This is a genomic window from Sphaerisporangium cinnabarinum, from assembly GCF_055567015.1.
The window spans coordinates 26,492-41,419 of record NZ_JBVHRG010000011.1 but is presented as its reverse complement, the minus strand read 5'-3'; the positions used below and the strand labels follow the sequence as shown (position 1 = coordinate 41,419).

The following is a 14,928-nucleotide window of genomic DNA, read 5'->3' as shown; positions in this document are numbered from 1 at the left end:
CCTTTTTCACCCCGGCCCTGAAAGAGGAGACCCCTGTGCCCAGCGGGGGGAACGCCCGGTACGGGGGGGGAGACCCCCGGCCCAGAGGGGTAGAGCCCTGGTGATGACCAGGGCTCTACCTCGCGAGCCGGTGGTGTCAGAGGTGCGCGCTCAGCCCTCGACGAGCCGGGCCATGTTCTCGCCGTCCGCGAGCCCCACGACGTTGCCGGCCGGGTCGGTGAGCCAGGCGCCGTCGCCGCCCTCCATGAAGCCGCGCACGATCCCCTTCTCGTCGTGGTCGAACCCTTCGTAGCGCTCGAACGTCACGCCCTTCGCGGTGAGCTCGTCGACGGCCTGGTCCACGTCGTCGACGGTGAGGTGCATGACCGTGAAGGCGGCCGGCCGATGGTCCTCCTTCGGGTAGACGAACACGTCCGAGCCGCCGCCGAGGTGGAGCACCAGACCGTTCCCGTCGTCGAGTGCCGTGACGGGGAGCCCGAGGGTGTCCCCGTAGAACGCGCGCGCCGCGTCGAGGTCGTCCGCCGAGAAGCTGGAGAACCCGCGCCTGATGGTGACCATCGTTGCCTCACTCCTTCGGGACCGCCGGCGGCCGGAGGGCGGGGCCCGCCGCGGACGCCGGATCCTCCCAGCGTCCCACCGCGGGCCCGCGGTGGGTACCGCCCGGGGCGGGTGAAGGGAGCGGGTCAGGACGACCGTGCGGGCGCGGGGCGCGTCCCGAGCGTCGGCGCGAGCACCCACAGGGCCGTGGCAGCGAGCACGTGCCAGACGGCGTGCCCCGGGAGCGTGACGCCGAGCGCGCCGTCGGCGTCGCACAGGGGCCAGCCCGGGCGGGTCAGGGTCCCCGCCGTGCCGCCGACGGCGAGCAGCACGAGCGCGGCGACCGTGCGGCGTCGGACGGCGGGCCGTCGCCACGCGCGTGCGGCGCTCGCGGCCACGGCCGCGCCCGCCGCGACCACCTGGGCGGCAGTGGACGCCGGGACCGAGACCGCCGCGAGCACGACCCCGAGCAGGGTCGGCGCGAGCCACCACCACGTCCGCAGGCGGCGCCCGGTGAGGTCGGCGACGGCGTCGGCGGCGACGAGCGCGAGCGTGCCGAGCAGCGGCGGGTCGTGCGCGACAGGGTTCCACGACGGCGACGGCCCGTGCTGCACCACGGAGCCCACCCCGATCAGCGCGACCAGGACCCCGAAGGCCACGCGCAGTCGAGACGCGGCGCCGTCGGGCTCGCCCGGGCCCCAGGAGGCCCCGGGTTCCGGCCGCCTCGCCGCCACCACCACGGCCGCGCCGGCCAGGACGAACGCGAGGCTCGTCCACGTGCTCAGCGGCTCGGCCCCGGGCGCCCCGCCCGCGAGCTCGCACGCTCCGCCCCCCGCGCCTCCTCCGTCTCCCGGTGCGACCCGACCGGCACCGGCCTCCGCGCCGACGTCCCCATCGTTCCGCGCGGCCTCGACCGTCGCGCGTCCGGGAAGAGGGGTTGCGCCCGGGACGTGATCTGTGGTTCATTACTCAAGTAATGAACCACAGAACGCGCGAGCCGGGAGAGGATGGGCCCCATGTTCGACGGACCTGAACCCATCTACCTCCAGATCGCACAGATGATCCGGGCACAGGTGCTCGCGGGGGAGCTCGCGGAGGAGGAGCAGGTCATGTCCACGACGCAGTTCGCGACGACGTTCCGGATCAACCCGGCGACGGCGGCCAAGGCGTTCGCCGGCCTCGTCGACGAGGGCGTCCTCTACAAGCGGCGCGGGCTCGGCATGTTCGTCGCGCCCGGTGCGCGCGAGCGGCTGCTCGCCGAGCACCGCGCGCGGTTCTTCGACGAGGTCCTCGACCCCGCGCTCGCGCAGGCGGACCTCCTGGACATCCCGGCCGCCCAGATCGTCGAGCACGTCCTCGGCCGCCCGCGGCCCGCCGGTCCCGGGACCGGCGACGCACCCCGTACCGGCCCGACCACCGACCCCACCCCGAGGTGAGACCCGTGACCGCCCGGCCCACCAGCCACCCCACCGACCTCCCCGCCGCGACCGCGCCGGCGCCCTTCGGCGCCGAGGTGCGCGACGTCGTCGTGCGGTACTCGCGCGGCGACGACCCCGCGCTCGACGGCGCGACCCTGACGATCCGCCCCGGCGTCATCACCGGCCTGCTCGGCCGCAACGGCGCCGGCAAGACGACGCTCGCCGCCCTGCTCGCCGCGTTCCGGCGCCCGACGTCGGGCACGGTCCGCGTCGGCCCGGACGGCGAGCTCGAGGACCCGTTCGAGAACGTCTGGGCGACGATGCACACCCAGCTCGTGCGCGAGAGCGGCGACGTGGGGGAGTCGGACAAGGCGCGCGACACGCTCGAGTACTACGCCGACGTGCGCCCGCACTGGGACGCTGACCTCGCCGGCCGCCTCCTCGACACGTTCGAGGTGGACGTCCGCAAGAAGCCCAACGAGCTCTCGCGCGGCAAGCGCTCGGCGCTCGGCGCGGTCGTCGGGCTCGCCGCCCGCGCGCCGCTGACGATCTTCGACGAGGTCTACCTCGGCATGGACGCCCCGAGCCGCTACGCGTTCTACGACGCGCTCGTCGCGGACTACGCCGAGCACCCGCGCACCATCCTGCTCTCGAGCCACCTCATCGCCGAGGTCGAGCGTCTCTTCGAGGACGTCGTGATCATCGACCGCGGGCGGGTCCTGCTCGCCGAGAACGCCGACGACGTCCGCGCGCGCGGCGTCAGCCTCACCGGGCCGGCCGACGTGGTCGAGCGCCACACCGCGGGCCGGCAGGTGCTCGCCCGGCAGCGGCTGGGCAGCACGGCGCAGGTCACGCTCTTCGGCACGTTCGCCCCCGACGAGCGGGCCGCGGCCGCCGCGGCCGGGCTCGAGGTCGGGGCGGTGCCCGTCCAGGACCTGTTCGTCCACCTCACGCGCACCGACCGCACCGACGGCGGCGCGTCCGCCGGCACCCGCACGCAGGAGGCACGATGACCGCCACGACACCGCGCGCCGCGGAGCGCCGCGCGCTCGAGAAGGCCGCCCACCGGCGAGGCGTCCGCGCCGTCGCCTGGTACTTCATCGGCGGTACCTGGTACGTCGGCGTGTGGTTCTGGCTCATCGCGCTCGCCATCGGGGCCCTCGTCCTGTGGATCATGATGCGCAACGACGACGTGAGCATCGAGGGCGTGGGCGGCGTCGCGGGCTCCGCGAAGTTCTTCCTCTTCGTCATGGGCATCCTCCTGCCGCTCATGACGATCGCGCTGCACGTCGCCGCCGGCGGCACGCGGCGGTCGTACACGCACGGCCTGTGGATCGGCGCCGCCGTCTCCGGGCTCACGTTCGGGATCGCGACCGCGCTCGTGCGGTGGGGGGAGTGGGTGCTGTTCCGCCAGGCCGGCTGGCCGACGGAGCAGGACCTCACGCAGCTCTACGCGGACGGGTCCGAGGTCGGCCTCATGATCCTCGTCGAGGGCACGTTCTGCGTCGTCTACTACCTCGCGGGCATGGTCGTCGCCGCGGGCTTCTACGGCTTCGGGTTCCTGCGCGGCGTGCTGCTCGTCGTCGCGTCGCTCGCGACCGTCGTGGTGAGCGAGGTGTTCCTGCGCTCCGGGTTCTTCGGCCACGCGCTCTCGCGCGTCGTCGGTCTCGACGGCACCCCCGTCTGGCTCGCCGTGCTCGGCGGGCTCGCCGGGGTCGTGCTCGCCGCACTGCTCCTGCGCGTCGTCCTGCGGGGCGTCGCGATCCGTCCGGTCGAGTTCGCGGGCACCGCGAGCGCCTGACCGGCAGCACACCCTCCCGACCGCACTCCCACCCGTCCGGACGGCGCACGGCGCCGTCCGTGGGTGCCGCACACCCTCCTGGAGGTCACCATGAGCACCGCAGCACAGCCCCCGGGCGGCACGACGGCGACGTCGCCCGCCCCGCCCGCCGGCCGCGCGGCCGGGCCCGACCCGGTCGTCGAGATCCGGAACCTGCGCAAGACGTACCCGGGACCGCAGGGTTCCGGCACGCGCACGGTCGCGGTCGAGGACGTGAGCCTGACCGTCCGGCAGGGTGAGATCTTCGGCGTCCTCGGGCCCAACGGCGCCGGCAAGACGACGACCGTCGAGTGCCTCGCCGGGCTGCGCCAGGCCGACGGCGGCACGGTCCGCGTGCTCGGCGTCGACCCGCAGGCCGACCCCGCCGCGGTGCGCGACGTCGTCGGCGTCCAGCTCCAGGAGGCCGCGCTCAACGAGAAGATCACGGTCGAGGAGGCGATGCGGCTCTTCGCGTCGTTCTACGCGTCGCCCGGCGACGTGGAGGAGCTGCTCGACCTGCTCGACCTCGCCCCGCACCGGCGCGTCGCGTTCGCCAAGCTCTCCGGCGGGCAGAAGCAGCGCCTGTCGATCGCGCTCGCGCTGGTCGGGAACCCGCGCGTCGCGATCCTCGACGAGCTGACCACCGGGCTCGACCCGGCGGCCCGCCGCGCGACGTGGGAGCTCGTGGAGCGCGTGCGCGACCGCGGCGTGACGATCCTGCTCGTCACGCACTTCATGGACGAGGCGGAACGCCTGTGCGACCGGCTCGTCATCATCGACCGCGGCCGGGTCGTCGCGCAGGGCACGCCCGCGGAGCTCGTCGACTCCGTCGACACGTCGCGCACCGTGCGCCTGCGTGTGCCGCCCGCGGACCACGACCTCGCGCTGCACACGATCGCGGGGCTCGCGGACGTCCAGCACGTCGAGGCGGCGCCGACCCCCGGGCGCGAGATCGAGGTGACGGGCTCCCGGCGGGTGCTGCCCGCCGTCGTGCTCGCGCTCGCCGAGCGCGAGGTCGTGCCCGACGACGTCCGGACCGTCTCCCGCACGCTCGAGGACGTCTTCGTGGCCGTGACCGGCCGCACCTACGACCCGGACGCGACCGACGCCCGGCCGACCCGAGGGGAGTCCCGATGACCGCCACGACCCTGACCCCGTCCGCCGCGCCCGTCCGCCGCAGCAGCGGCTGGCGCGGGTTCGGCGTCCTGCTCGCCACGGAGTCGCGGCTCTGGCTGCGCGACCCGGGGACGGTGTTCTTCGCGCTCGTGTTCCCGACCGTCCTGCTCGTCGGGGTCGGGTTCGCCATCCCCGGCATGCGGGTGCCGATCGAGGACGCGCCCCCGCCGTGGGGCGGGCTCACGCCCGTCGCGCTCTACGCCCCCGTGGTGCTCGCCGCCGCGATCGCGACCCCGGCCCTGACGACCATGCCGGTCTACTTCGCGACGTTCCGCGAGAAGGGGCTGCTGCGGCGGCTGTCGACGACGCCCATGCGCCCGCAGGGGATCGTCGTCGCGCACCTCGTCATCAACCTCGTGGCCGTCGTGGTCGCGTCCGCGGTCGCGCTCGTCGTCGGGCAGCTCGTCTTCGGTCTGCCGGCGCCGCGGAACGCGGGGACGGTCGTGCTCGCGTTCGTCCTCGGCGTGGCGTCGATGTACGCGCTCGGCACCCTCGTCGCGGCGCGCGCTCCCAAGGCGAGCACCGCGTCCGCGATCGGGACGCTCATCTACTTCCCGCTGCTGTTCCTCTCCGGGCTGTGGACGCCGGGGCCGATGATGCCGGAGGCCGTCGCGCAGGTCGGCAGGTTCACCCCGCTCGGCGCTGCGTCGCAGGCGATGACGGCGGGGTGGTTCGAGGAGGGCTTCCCCACGGTGCAGGTGGTCGTCATGGCCGTGTGGACGGCCGTGCTCCTGCCGCTCGGCATCCGGCTGTTCCGCTGGAGCTGAGGCGGGCCCGACGACGGTGCCGGGCGCCCGGCACCGCCCGGGCCGCCGTCCGGCCCACCGCCCGGTCCCCGCGGGCGTGGCCCGCGGGGCGCCCCTAGCCTGACCGGCATGAAGCCCTTCCTGCTCCTGGCGTCCCGGGCGGAGGACCCGGCCGCGGACGGCGAGCACGCGGCGGTGCTGCGTCACTCCGGCCTCGCGCCGCACGAGCTGCACCGCGTGCGGATGGAGGCGGGCCCGCTGCCGGCGATCGACCTCGACGCGTACTCGGGGGTGATCGTCGGCGGCAGCCCGTTCGACTCGTCGCGGCCCGAGGCGGAGAAGTCGGCGACGCAGCGCCGGGTCGAGCGCGAGCTCGCGCCGCTCCTGGACGAGATCGTCGAGCGCGACGTCCCGTTCCTCGGGGCGTGCTACGGCGTCGGGACGCTCGGCCTGCACGAGGGCGCGGTGCTGGACGACACGTACGCCGAGCCCATCTCGCCCGTGACGATCCGGCTCACCCCGGAGGGCCGGGCGGACCCGCTGCTCGCGGGCCTGCCCGACGCGTTCGAGGCGTACGTGGGCCACAAGGAGGCGGTGCGGGAGCTGCCGCCGCACGCGGTGCTGCTCGCGACGTCGGACGCGTGCCCGGTGCAGATGTTCCGCGTCAAGGAGAACCTGTACGCGACGCAGTTCCACCCGGAGCTCGACCTGGAGGGCATCCTCACGCGCATCGGCGTCTACCGGGACTACGGGTACTTCCCGCCCGACGCCGCGGGCGACGTCGAGGCGACCGTCCGGCGCGGCGACGTCCGGCAACCGCACCGTATCCTCGCGACCTTCGTCCGCCGCTACGCGAGCGACTGAGCTCCCCGCCCGGCCGAGCATGCGGTCGTGGCCCGTCCTGCCGCGAGGACGGGCCGCAACCGCATGCTCGGCGGAGCGGGTTCAGCGGGTGGCGGGGGCCGGGTGGGGGGCGTCGGCGCGTGCCGGGTCGGCCGCAGCCTCCGCCGCGACGGCGCGGCGGTGCGCTCGCACCGACCAGACGACGGCGGCGGCCCAGACGACCGCGACGAGCGCCAGCACGACGCCCTGGACCGCACCGCTCGCGTCGACCCACTCGGAGCGCAGCAGCGTGCGGACGTTGGTGAGCACGATGACGCCGCCGACCGCCGAGCCGAGGATCCGAGGCGGGAGCATCCGGACGAGCCAGGCCGCGATCGGCGCCGCGACGAGCCCGCCGAGCAGGAGCGCCGCGACCCACGTGAGGTCGATCCCCTGCGAGCCGAGCGTCCAGAGGAACCCGAGCGACGCCGCGACCGCGACGAGGAACTCGCTCGTGTCGATGGACCCGATGACCTTGCGCGGCTCGATCCGGCCCGACGCGAGCAGCGCAGGCGTGCCCACGGGGCCCCAGCCACCGCCGCCGGTGGCGTCGACGAAGCCCGCCACGAGACCGAGCGGGGCGAGGAACCGCTTGCGCAGCGGCAGCCCCAGGCGGCCCGTCGGCAGCCCGGCGAACGTGAAGCGCGAGAGCACGTAGACGCCGAGCGTGAGGAGCAGCAGCGACATGACGGGGGCGGCGACCTCGGTCGAGAGGTTCGCCAGGAACGTCGCGCCCGCGAACGCTCCGACCGCGCCCGGCACGCCGATGCGCAGCACGACCTTCCAGTCGACGTTCCCGAACCGCCAGTGCGCCGCGCCGGACGCGAGCGTCGTCCCGATCTCCGCGAGGTGGATCGTGGCCGACGCCGCCGCGGGGTTCGTCCCGATCGCGAGCAGGAGCGTCGTGGACGTCACGCCGTACGCCATGCCGAGGCTGCCGTCGACGAGCTGGGCGCCGAGGCCCACGAGGGCCAGCAGGACGAGGGTCCGCACCGGGGCCTCCTTGCTCGGGCCGTCGGGAGGGTCCCGACGTGTCCTGACAAGGTTGACCGGACGGGTCCACTATGTGAAGCGCCGACCGCATCGTGGGCCAGTGTTAACGGGAGCGTCCCGTCAGGGGTTCTCCCACGCGTCGGCGCGGGCCGCGAGCGCGTGCACGTCGTCGGGCAGGTCGCGGCGCACGACGTCGTCGATCGTCACGCGGTCCAGCACGTCGCGGACGCTCGCGCGCAGCGCGATCCACACCTCGAGCAGGCCCGCGGCGGACCCGTCGTACTCGAGGCTCGGAGGACGCTCGTCCCGCACCGTGACGAGCGGGCCGTCGACCGCGCGGAAGACGTCGGCGAGCGTCACCTCGGTCGCCGGGCGCGCGAGGCGGTGGCCGCCGGAGCGTCCGCGGACGCTCGCGACGATCCCGGCCCGGCGCAGGTCGCCGAGGATCCGTTCGAGGAAGCTCACCGGGAGGCCCTGGCCCGTCGCGAGGTCCTCCGCCCGCACCGGGTCGCCGTGCGGCGACGCCGCGAGCTCGGCGCACGCCCGCACCGCATAGTCCGCCTTTGCCGAGACACGCATGAGGACATTGTGCCGTGCGCGGGTCTCACCCCGGGGCGCCGCTGCCCCTCGCGACCCCTTCCCCCCTACGCTGTGACGCGTGGACGTGCACGAGCGCAACAACGTGCGGGTCATGGGGGCGCAGGACGGCCCGACGATGGTCTTCGCGCACGGATTCGGCTGCGACCAGTCGATGTGGCGCTTCGTCGCGCCCGCGTTCGCGACCGACCACCGGGTCGTGCTGTTCGACCACTCGGGCTGCGGGGCGTCGCACCCGACCGCGCACGACGCCGTCCGGCACGCCGACCTCGCGGGCTACGCCGCGGACGTGGTGGAGATCGTCGAGGCGGTGGTCGACGGAGACGGGCACGGGCCCGTGGTGCTCGTGGGCCACTCGGTGAGCGCCGTGATCGCGCTGCTCGCCGCGGCCGACCGCCCGGACCTGTTCGACCGGCTGGTGCTCGTGGGTCCCAGCCCGCGGTACGTCGACGACGACGGCTACCGGGGCGGGTTCACCGCCGAGGAGATCGACGAGCTCCTGGAGACCATGGACGCGAACTACCTCGGCTGGACGCAGGTCATGGCGCCCGTGATCGCCGGGAACCCGGACCGCCCGGCGCTCGGCGACGAGCTCGCCGCGGTGTTCCGGCGCAACGACCCGGCGGTCGCCCGGCAGTTCGCGCGCGCGACGTTCCTCGGCGACAACCGGGCGGACCTGGCGCGCGTGCGCACGCGGAGCCTCGTGGTGCAGAGCCGGGAGGACGTCATCGCGCCGCCCGAGGTGGGCCGCTACGTGCACGAGCACCTGCCCGGCAGCGACCTCGTCGTCATCGACTCGGTGGGGCACTGCCCGAACCTCTCGCACCCGGACCTCCTCGTGCGCGCGATGCGCGACTGGCTGGGCGCCGCCTGATGGCGATGTCCCGGGCCGAGCGCTGGGCGCTCGCCCCCGTCGCGCTGCTGCTCCTCGACGCCGAGGCGCGCGTCCTCGACGCCAACGACGAGTTCCTCCGGACGATCGAGGTCCCGGACGTCGAGGCGGTCGCGGGGCGTCGCCTGGCGGACCTGCTCACGGTGGGTGGGCGCATCTTCTGGGAGACGCACGTCGGCCCGCGCCTGCACATCGAGGGCCGCGTGGACGAGGTCGCGGTCGAGCTCCGCACGCCGCGGGGCCGCGAGCCCGTGCTGCTCACGGCGATCGAGCGCGAGGCGCGCGGCGAGCGGCTGATCGAGGTCGCGATGCTCGGCGCGCGCGAACGGTCGCGCTTCGAGCACGAGCTCGTCGAGGCGCGCCGCGCGGCGGAGGAGGCGGAGCGCCGGGTGCGGCTGCTGCACGGCGTCGCGGCGGACCTCGCGAGCGTCGCCGGTCTCGACGGCGTCGCGTGGGTCCTGCTCCGGGCGGCCGTGACGATGCTGGGCGCGGGCGACGCCGCGCTGTGGACGGCGCAGGAGCGCGGCCCGCTGCGGAGGTGGGGCGGCGCCGTCGGCGTCCTGGCGCCGACGATCGACGAGCTCACCGAGGCGACCGTGCGGGACGACGGGACCGTCGTCGTGCCGCTGCGGACGGCGGGCGCGCTGCTCGGCGTGCTCGCGCTCGAACCGCGCCGCGCCGCGGGCTCCGACCCCGTCGACCTGGGCACCGCCGCCGCCGCGGGCCAGCTCGCGGCGCTCGCGCTCTCGCGCGCGCGGGTCCACGAGCAGAGCGTCTCGGTCGCGAGCGAGCTCCAGGGCGCGATGCTCTCCGACGGGATCGTCGCCGACCCGCAGGTCGAGGTCGCGGCGTGCTACCGCCCGGGCGTCCACGACCTCCAGGTCGGCGGCGACTGGTACGACACCTTCCGGGTCGCGCCCGACGTCGTCGCGCTCAGCGTCGGGGACGTCGTCGGCCGCGGTCTCAAGGCGGCCACGTCGATGGGGCAGCTGCGCACCGCCGTCCGGGCGGCGTCCGACACCGGGCTCCCGCCGGAGGAGGTGGTCGAGCGCGTCGACCGCTTCGTCGACCGGACGGGCACGGGCTTCATGGCGAGCCTCGTGTACGGGGAACTCGACCTGCGCGCCGGGGTGCTGCGCTACACGTGCGCGGGCCACCTGCCGCCCCTGCTCGTGCGGGCCGGCGGCTCCGCGGCGTACCTGTGGGAGGCCCGGTCGACGCCGCTGGGCGTGCGGGGCACGACGCCGCGCGTGGCCAAGGCCGTGCGCCTCGCCCCGGGCGACCTGCTGCTGCTCTTCACGGACGGCGTCGTCGAGCGCCGCGACCGGCCGCTCGCGCTCGCGCTCGACGAGCTCGCGGACGTCGTCACGCGCGCCCTCGACGTCGGCCTGCGCGACGACCGGCTGCTGGAGGCCGTCGTCTCGCGTGCGCCCGAGGACGACGACGCGTGCCTGCTCGCGGTGCGCTGGCTCGGCCCCGCCGGGGACGGGCGGGCGGTGCCCGACGCCCCGGCCGCCGCGTCAGCGGACGAAGAACGGGCCGGCTGAGGGGTCGGCGAGGCGCGCGAGCGCGTGCCCGAGACGCTCGGTCGACGAGCGCGCGACGTCGTCGGGCAGGACGTCGGGGGCGAACCACGCGACCGCGAGCGACTCGTCGTCCGCGACGTGCGCCGCCGCGGCGGCCGCCGGCGACACCGGGCGGCACAGGAACGCGAGGTCGAGGTACTGCGACCGGTCGCCGTTGGGGTACTCCATCGGCTCGGTGACCGTCACCGCGACGAGCGCGTCCACCACCACCTCGACGCCCGTCTCCTCGAGCACCTCGCGCGCGAGCCCGACCGCCGGGTCCTCGCCCGGCTCGAGGATCCCGCTGATCACGGCCCACTGCCCGGAGTCGGCGCGCTGCCCGAGCAGCACCCGGCCGGCGTCGTCCACGACGACGCCCGACACCCCCGGCATCCACAGCAGGTCGGTCCCCACGTGGGACCGGAGGGCGGCGACGAACTCGGGGATCGGCATGCCCCGAGCGTAGGCGCTGCCCGACCGGCCCGTGAGACGGCCCGTCCGCCCCTCGGAGGCGCTGTGCTACGGTCGGCTCGTGACTTCTCAGTGGTATTGGCGCTTTACGCAGGCTCCCGGTGGGGCCGTGCGGGCGTCAGCCTGACCACAGATCACCACCCGGAGCCAGCACAGGGCCTTGGACGCGGACCGCGTCCGGGCCCTTCGTCGTGAGACGGGCCGCTCCGGGACCACGGGCGGCAGCAGGCCGGTGGAGCGCCGCTGGGCATCCCGACTCACGGCGCTCCCAGACCCCGCCGCACAGACCAGGAGCCCCCCGTGACCAGCACCACCACCTCGCCCGAGACCGCGACGACCGACGGCGCGACGAGTACCGTCGACCCCGTGGACAGCCCCGAGCTCCAGGCCCGCACGAGCGACCTGCGGGTCCGCGCGCTCGACGCCCTCCCCGCGCCGCGCGCCATGCTCGCCGACCTGCCGCTCGGCGCGACGCGCAGCGACCTCGTGACGACGTCGCGACGCGAGGTCCGCGACGTCCTCGCGGGCGACGACGACCGCCTCCTCGTCATCGTCGGCCCCTGCTCGGTGCACGACCCCGAGGCCGCGCTCGAGTACGCGGGGCGCCTGGCCGCCGTCGCGCACGAGCTCGCCGACGACCTCATGGTCGTCATGCGCGTCTACTTCGAGAAGCCGCGCACGACCGTGGGCTGGAAGGGCCTCATCAACGACCCGCACCTCGACGGGTCGCACGACGTGCACCACGGCCTGCGCCTCGCGCGCGAGGTGCTGCTCGGCGTCCTCGACGCCGGTGTCCCGGCCGCGTGCGAGTTCCTCGAGCCCACGAGCCCGCAGTACATCGCCGACGCGGTGTCGTGGGGCGCGATCGGTGCGCGCAACGCCGAGTCGCAGGTGCACCGCCAGCTCGCCTCGGGCCTGTCGATGCCCGTCGGGTTCAAGAACGCGACCGACGGCGACGTGCAGATCGCGGTCGACGGGTGCATCACGGCCGCGAGCGAGCACACGTTCTTCGGCATGGACTCGCTCGGCCGCGCCGCCGCGGTGGAGACCGCGGGCAACCCGGACTGCCACGTCATCCTGCGCGGCGGGCGCTCGGGCCCCAACTACGGGGCCGACGACGTCGCGGCGGCGCTCGCGGTCGCGCGCGCCTCGGGCCGCGGCGGGGTCACGGAGCACGGGCTCGTCGTCGACGCGTCGCACGGCAACTCCGGCAAGAGCCACGTGCGCCAGGCGGAGGTCGTGCGCGAGGTCTCCGCGCGGCTGGCCGAGGGCGAGCAGGGCATCACGGGCCTCATGATGGAGAGCTTCCTCGTGGCGGGCGCGCAGAAGCCGGCGCCGAGCGGCCTCGTCTACGGGCAGTCCGTCACGGACGCGTGCATCGACTGGGACACGACGGCCGACCTCCTGCGCGAGCTCGCGGGCGCGGTCCGCGCCCGGCGCGCGCTCTGACCGGTCCCGGCGGGACGGTCACCCATCCGCCCGCGCGTCGGCGCCGAACCCAGGGTGTCCCGGACGGACCGGGACGGTGCCGGCGACGGGAGGTCGCGTGCCGAGAGCCGTGGTCGACGCGCCGCAGCGCGTGCGGGAGGCGCCCGTGCTGCACACTGACCGGGTGCCACCTCCCGTGACGACGAACCCGGCGGTCGACGCCGCCCTCGCGGCGTGCGCCGACGGCGACCCGGCCGCGTTCGCGCCCGTCTACGACGCGCTCGCGCCGGTCGCGTACGGCACGTGCCTGGGGGTCCTGCGGGACCCGGACCACGCGGCGGAGGTCGTGCAGGAGGTGATGGTGGAGGTGTGGCAGACGGCGGCACGCTACGACGCGACGCGCGGCTCGGCGCGGACCTGGGTCGCCACGCTCGCGCGGCGGCGCGCGGTGGACCGCGTGCGGGCCGAGCAGGCGCGCCGCGACCGCGACCAGCGCGACGTGGACGCCTCGACGGCCGCGGCACCGCGGGACGTGGTGGTGGAGGACGTCGAGCGACGTCTCGAGGGTGCGGCCGTGCGGCGGTGCCTGGACTCGCTCACGGCGACGCAGCGGGAGGCGGTCGTGCAGGCGTACTACGGCGGGCTCACCTACCGGGAGGTCGCGGAGCGGCTCGACGCCGCGCTGCCGACCGTGAAGTCCCGCATCCGGGACGGTCTCCTGCGGCTCCGCGACTGCCTGGGGGTGCGTCGTGGCTGACCTGACCACGCCCCGTGGCGACGGCGCGGACGACCGTCCCGACGTCCGCGACCTGCTCCCCGCCTACGCGCTCGACGCGGTCGACGACGTCGAGCGACGCGCCGTCGAGCGCCTGCTCGCGGCCGACCCCGACGCGCGGCGCGAGCTCGACGAGTACCGCGACGTCGTGGCGGCGTTCGCCGTCGAGAGCGCCCCGCCGCCCGCGCTGCGCGACGCCGTGCTGGCGCGGGTGGCCGCGTCCGCGGCCACGGGCCCGTCCGCGGAGGAGAGCACGGGCGGTGGCGTCGTCGTCGACCTCGCGGCCGCGCGTCGCGCGCGCCGCCGACGCTGGACCGGGCTCGCTGCGGCGGTGGCCGCGGTGGTCGCGGTGGCCGTCCCGACGACGGTCGCGGTCCGCGCGACGCAGGAGCAGTCGCGCCTGGAGGCGCAGGCGGACGCGATCGAGCGCATGCTCGCCGACCCCAACGCGACGATCCTGCACGGCGACGTGGCGGGCGGCGGGCAGGCGTCCGTCCTCGCCGCGGGCGACGACATGTTCTTCCGCGCGTCCGACCTGCCCGACGCGGGCGACGACCGCGACTACCAGCTCTGGGTGGTCGAGCCCGACGGCGCCGTCGTCTCGGCGGGCGTCCTCGACGTCCGGGACGGCAGCACGTCGCGGCTCGTCCAGGGCGAGCCGGGCGTCGGCATGGCCGTGACGGTCGAGCCGGCGGGCGGCTCGGAGCAGCCGACGGCGGACCCGGTGGTCGCGCTCGTCGGCTGAGCGGTGCGGCCCGAAGGGTCGGGACGAGCGCGAGAAGAACTCGTGCCGATCCCGACCCATCCACCCGGGATCGCGCTCCGAACCCTCGGCATGACGCCCCGCACCGGCGGGGCGACGACCCGAGGAGAGACCGATGAACGTTCGCACCCGCACGTCGTACGCCGTCGCCGGCATCGCCACGCTCGCCGTGCTCGGCCTGTCCGCGTGCAGCTCGGACTCGGACACGGGGTCCGACTCGACGACGACCGACTCCGCGTCCGACACCATGACGGACGACTCGACGTCCGACGACATGACCGACGACTCGACCGAGGGCTCGGACGACATGGCGGCCGACCCCGCCGCGAACCTCGTGGGCCCCGGCTGTGCCGCCTACGCGGAGCAGGTGCCCGACGGCGCCGGGTCGATCACCGGGATGTCGACCGACCCCGTCGCCGTGGCGGCGTCGAACAACCCGCTGCTCACGACGCTCACCGCGGCCGTCTCGGGTGAGCTCAACCCGGACGTCAACCTCGTCGACACGCTCAACGGCGGCGAGTTCACCGTGTTCGCCCCCGTCGACGACGCGTTCGCCAAGATCGACGCCGCGACGCTCGAGTCGCTGAAGACGGACTCCGACACGCTGACGAAGATCCTCACGTACCACGTGGTGCCCGGCCAGCTCACGCCCGACCAGGTCGCCGGCGAGCACGAGACCGTCGAGGGCGGCACGGTCGAGGTCACCGGATCGGGCGACGAGCTCATGGTCAACGACGCGGCCGTCGTGTGCGGTGGCGTGATGACGCAGAACGCGACCGTGTACCTCGTGGACACGGTGCTCATGCCGACGATGTGATCCTCCCTGCGCGTCCAGAAGCGGGCGCGCGGTGGGCTCGTGACGACGG

Annotated in this window: 17 protein-coding genes; 12 read left to right on the top strand and 5 right to left on the bottom strand. The window is 75.3% G+C overall.

All coding sequences use genetic code 11. From position 1 onward, the window contains the following. Nucleotides 1-150 precede the first annotated feature (150 nt). Together ACZ4MO_RS15675 and ACZ4MO_RS15670 are read right to left on the bottom strand one after the other, a co-directional pair. Complete coding sequence (locus ACZ4MO_RS15675; protein ID WP_175009243.1) at nt 151-558, bottom strand: VOC family protein; 408 nt, start codon at nt 556-558, stop codon at nt 151-153. A 125-nt stretch (nt 559-683) separates the two neighbouring features. After that, complete coding sequence (locus ACZ4MO_RS15670; protein ID WP_255437277.1) at nt 684-1,196, bottom strand: hypothetical protein; 513 nt, start codon at nt 1,194-1,196, stop codon at nt 684-686. 357 nt (nt 1,197-1,553) lie between these two features. On the opposite strand from ACZ4MO_RS15670, the gene ACZ4MO_RS15665 reads away from it, so the two are divergent. From ACZ4MO_RS15665 to ACZ4MO_RS15640, 6 genes are all read left to right on the top strand, one after another. Then, nucleotides 1,554-1,973 (top strand): GntR family transcriptional regulator, encoded by a 420-nt coding sequence (locus ACZ4MO_RS15665; protein WP_074803054.1) that lies wholly within the window; start codon nt 1,554-1,556, stop codon nt 1,971-1,973. A 5-nt stretch (nt 1,974-1,978) separates the two neighbouring features. Then, the gene (locus tag ACZ4MO_RS15660) at nt 1,979-2,968 is read left to right on the top strand and encodes an ATP-binding cassette domain-containing protein (RefSeq protein WP_175009241.1); all 990 of its coding nucleotides are present in this window, start codon (nt 1,979-1,981) and stop codon (nt 2,966-2,968) included. After that, nucleotides 2,965-3,756, top strand: coding sequence for a hypothetical protein (locus tag ACZ4MO_RS15655; RefSeq protein WP_175009240.1), 792 nt, complete (start codon nt 2,965-2,967; stop codon nt 3,754-3,756). The genes ACZ4MO_RS15660 and ACZ4MO_RS15655 overlap by 4 nt, the downstream gene beginning before the upstream one ends. A gap of 90 nt (nt 3,757-3,846) precedes the next feature. Next, nucleotides 3,847-4,911: an ATP-binding cassette domain-containing protein gene (locus tag ACZ4MO_RS15650; RefSeq protein WP_175009239.1), complete on the top strand. Its 1,065-nt coding sequence runs from the start codon at nt 3,847-3,849 to the stop codon at nt 4,909-4,911. Further along, a complete protein-coding gene (locus tag ACZ4MO_RS15645) occupies nt 4,908-5,717 on the top strand; it encodes an ABC transporter permease (RefSeq protein WP_175009238.1) in 810 nt (269 codons plus the stop codon). Before ACZ4MO_RS15650 ends, ACZ4MO_RS15645 begins: the two co-directional genes overlap by 4 nt. Before the next feature lie 108 nt (nt 5,718-5,825). Further along, nucleotides 5,826-6,560 carry a glutamine amidotransferase gene (locus ACZ4MO_RS15640; protein WP_175009237.1) on the top strand — a complete coding sequence of 245 codons (735 nt, stop codon included), beginning with the start codon at nt 5,826-5,828 and terminating at the stop codon, nt 6,558-6,560. 81 nt (nt 6,561-6,641) lie between these two features. Here the strand turns inward: ACZ4MO_RS15640 and ACZ4MO_RS15635 are convergent, their stop codons facing one another. Both ACZ4MO_RS15635 and ACZ4MO_RS15630 read right to left on the bottom strand, forming a co-directional pair. Further along, the gene (locus tag ACZ4MO_RS15635; RefSeq protein WP_175009236.1) at nt 6,642-7,571 is read right to left on the bottom strand and encodes a TSUP family transporter; all 930 of its coding nucleotides are present in this window, start codon (nt 7,569-7,571) and stop codon (nt 6,642-6,644) included. A gap of 120 nt (nt 7,572-7,691) precedes the next feature. After that, on the bottom strand, nt 7,692-8,150 hold the full coding sequence (locus ACZ4MO_RS15630) for an RrF2 family transcriptional regulator (RefSeq protein WP_074803038.1): 459 nt from the start codon (nt 8,148-8,150) through the stop codon (nt 7,692-7,694). Between the two features lie 79 nt (nt 8,151-8,229). Between ACZ4MO_RS15630 and ACZ4MO_RS15625 the strand changes: the two genes are divergently transcribed. After that, entirely contained in the window at nt 8,230-9,042 is an 813-nt protein-coding gene (locus ACZ4MO_RS15625; protein WP_074803035.1) for an alpha/beta fold hydrolase, read from the top strand. After that, nucleotides 9,042-10,607, top strand: a complete 1,566-nt coding sequence (locus tag ACZ4MO_RS15620) for a SpoIIE family protein phosphatase (RefSeq protein WP_175009235.1) — start codon at nt 9,042-9,044, stop codon at nt 10,605-10,607. The genes ACZ4MO_RS15625 and ACZ4MO_RS15620 overlap by 1 nt, the downstream gene beginning before the upstream one ends. Here ACZ4MO_RS15620 and ACZ4MO_RS15615 read toward each other — a convergent pair. Beyond that, entirely contained in the window at nt 10,581-11,078 is a 498-nt protein-coding gene (locus ACZ4MO_RS15615) for an NUDIX domain-containing protein (RefSeq protein ID WP_175009234.1), read from the bottom strand. The two genes, ACZ4MO_RS15620 and ACZ4MO_RS15615, sit on opposite strands and share 27 nt — an antisense overlap. 384 nt (nt 11,079-11,462) lie before the next feature. Between ACZ4MO_RS15615 and ACZ4MO_RS15610 the strand changes: the two genes are divergently transcribed. From ACZ4MO_RS15610 to ACZ4MO_RS15595, 4 genes are all read left to right on the top strand, one after another. Beyond that, on the top strand, nt 11,463-12,545 hold the full coding sequence (locus ACZ4MO_RS15610) for a 3-deoxy-7-phosphoheptulonate synthase (protein WP_175009353.1): 1,083 nt from the start codon (nt 11,463-11,465) through the stop codon (nt 12,543-12,545). A 163-nt stretch (nt 12,546-12,708) separates the two neighbouring features. Next, nucleotides 12,709-13,281 carry an ECF RNA polymerase sigma factor SigK gene (gene sigK / locus ACZ4MO_RS15605; RefSeq protein WP_175009352.1) on the top strand — a complete coding sequence of 191 codons (573 nt, stop codon included), beginning with the start codon at nt 12,709-12,711 and terminating at the stop codon, nt 13,279-13,281. After that, the gene (locus tag ACZ4MO_RS15600) at nt 13,274-14,044 is read left to right on the top strand and encodes an anti-sigma factor (RefSeq protein WP_175009233.1); all 771 of its coding nucleotides are present in this window, start codon (nt 13,274-13,276) and stop codon (nt 14,042-14,044) included. Before sigK ends, ACZ4MO_RS15600 begins: the two co-directional genes overlap by 8 nt. Before the next feature lie 133 nt (nt 14,045-14,177). Next, complete coding sequence (locus ACZ4MO_RS15595) at nt 14,178-14,879, top strand: fasciclin domain-containing protein (RefSeq protein WP_175009232.1); 702 nt, start codon at nt 14,178-14,180, stop codon at nt 14,877-14,879. Nucleotides 14,880-14,928 lie beyond the last annotated feature (49 nt).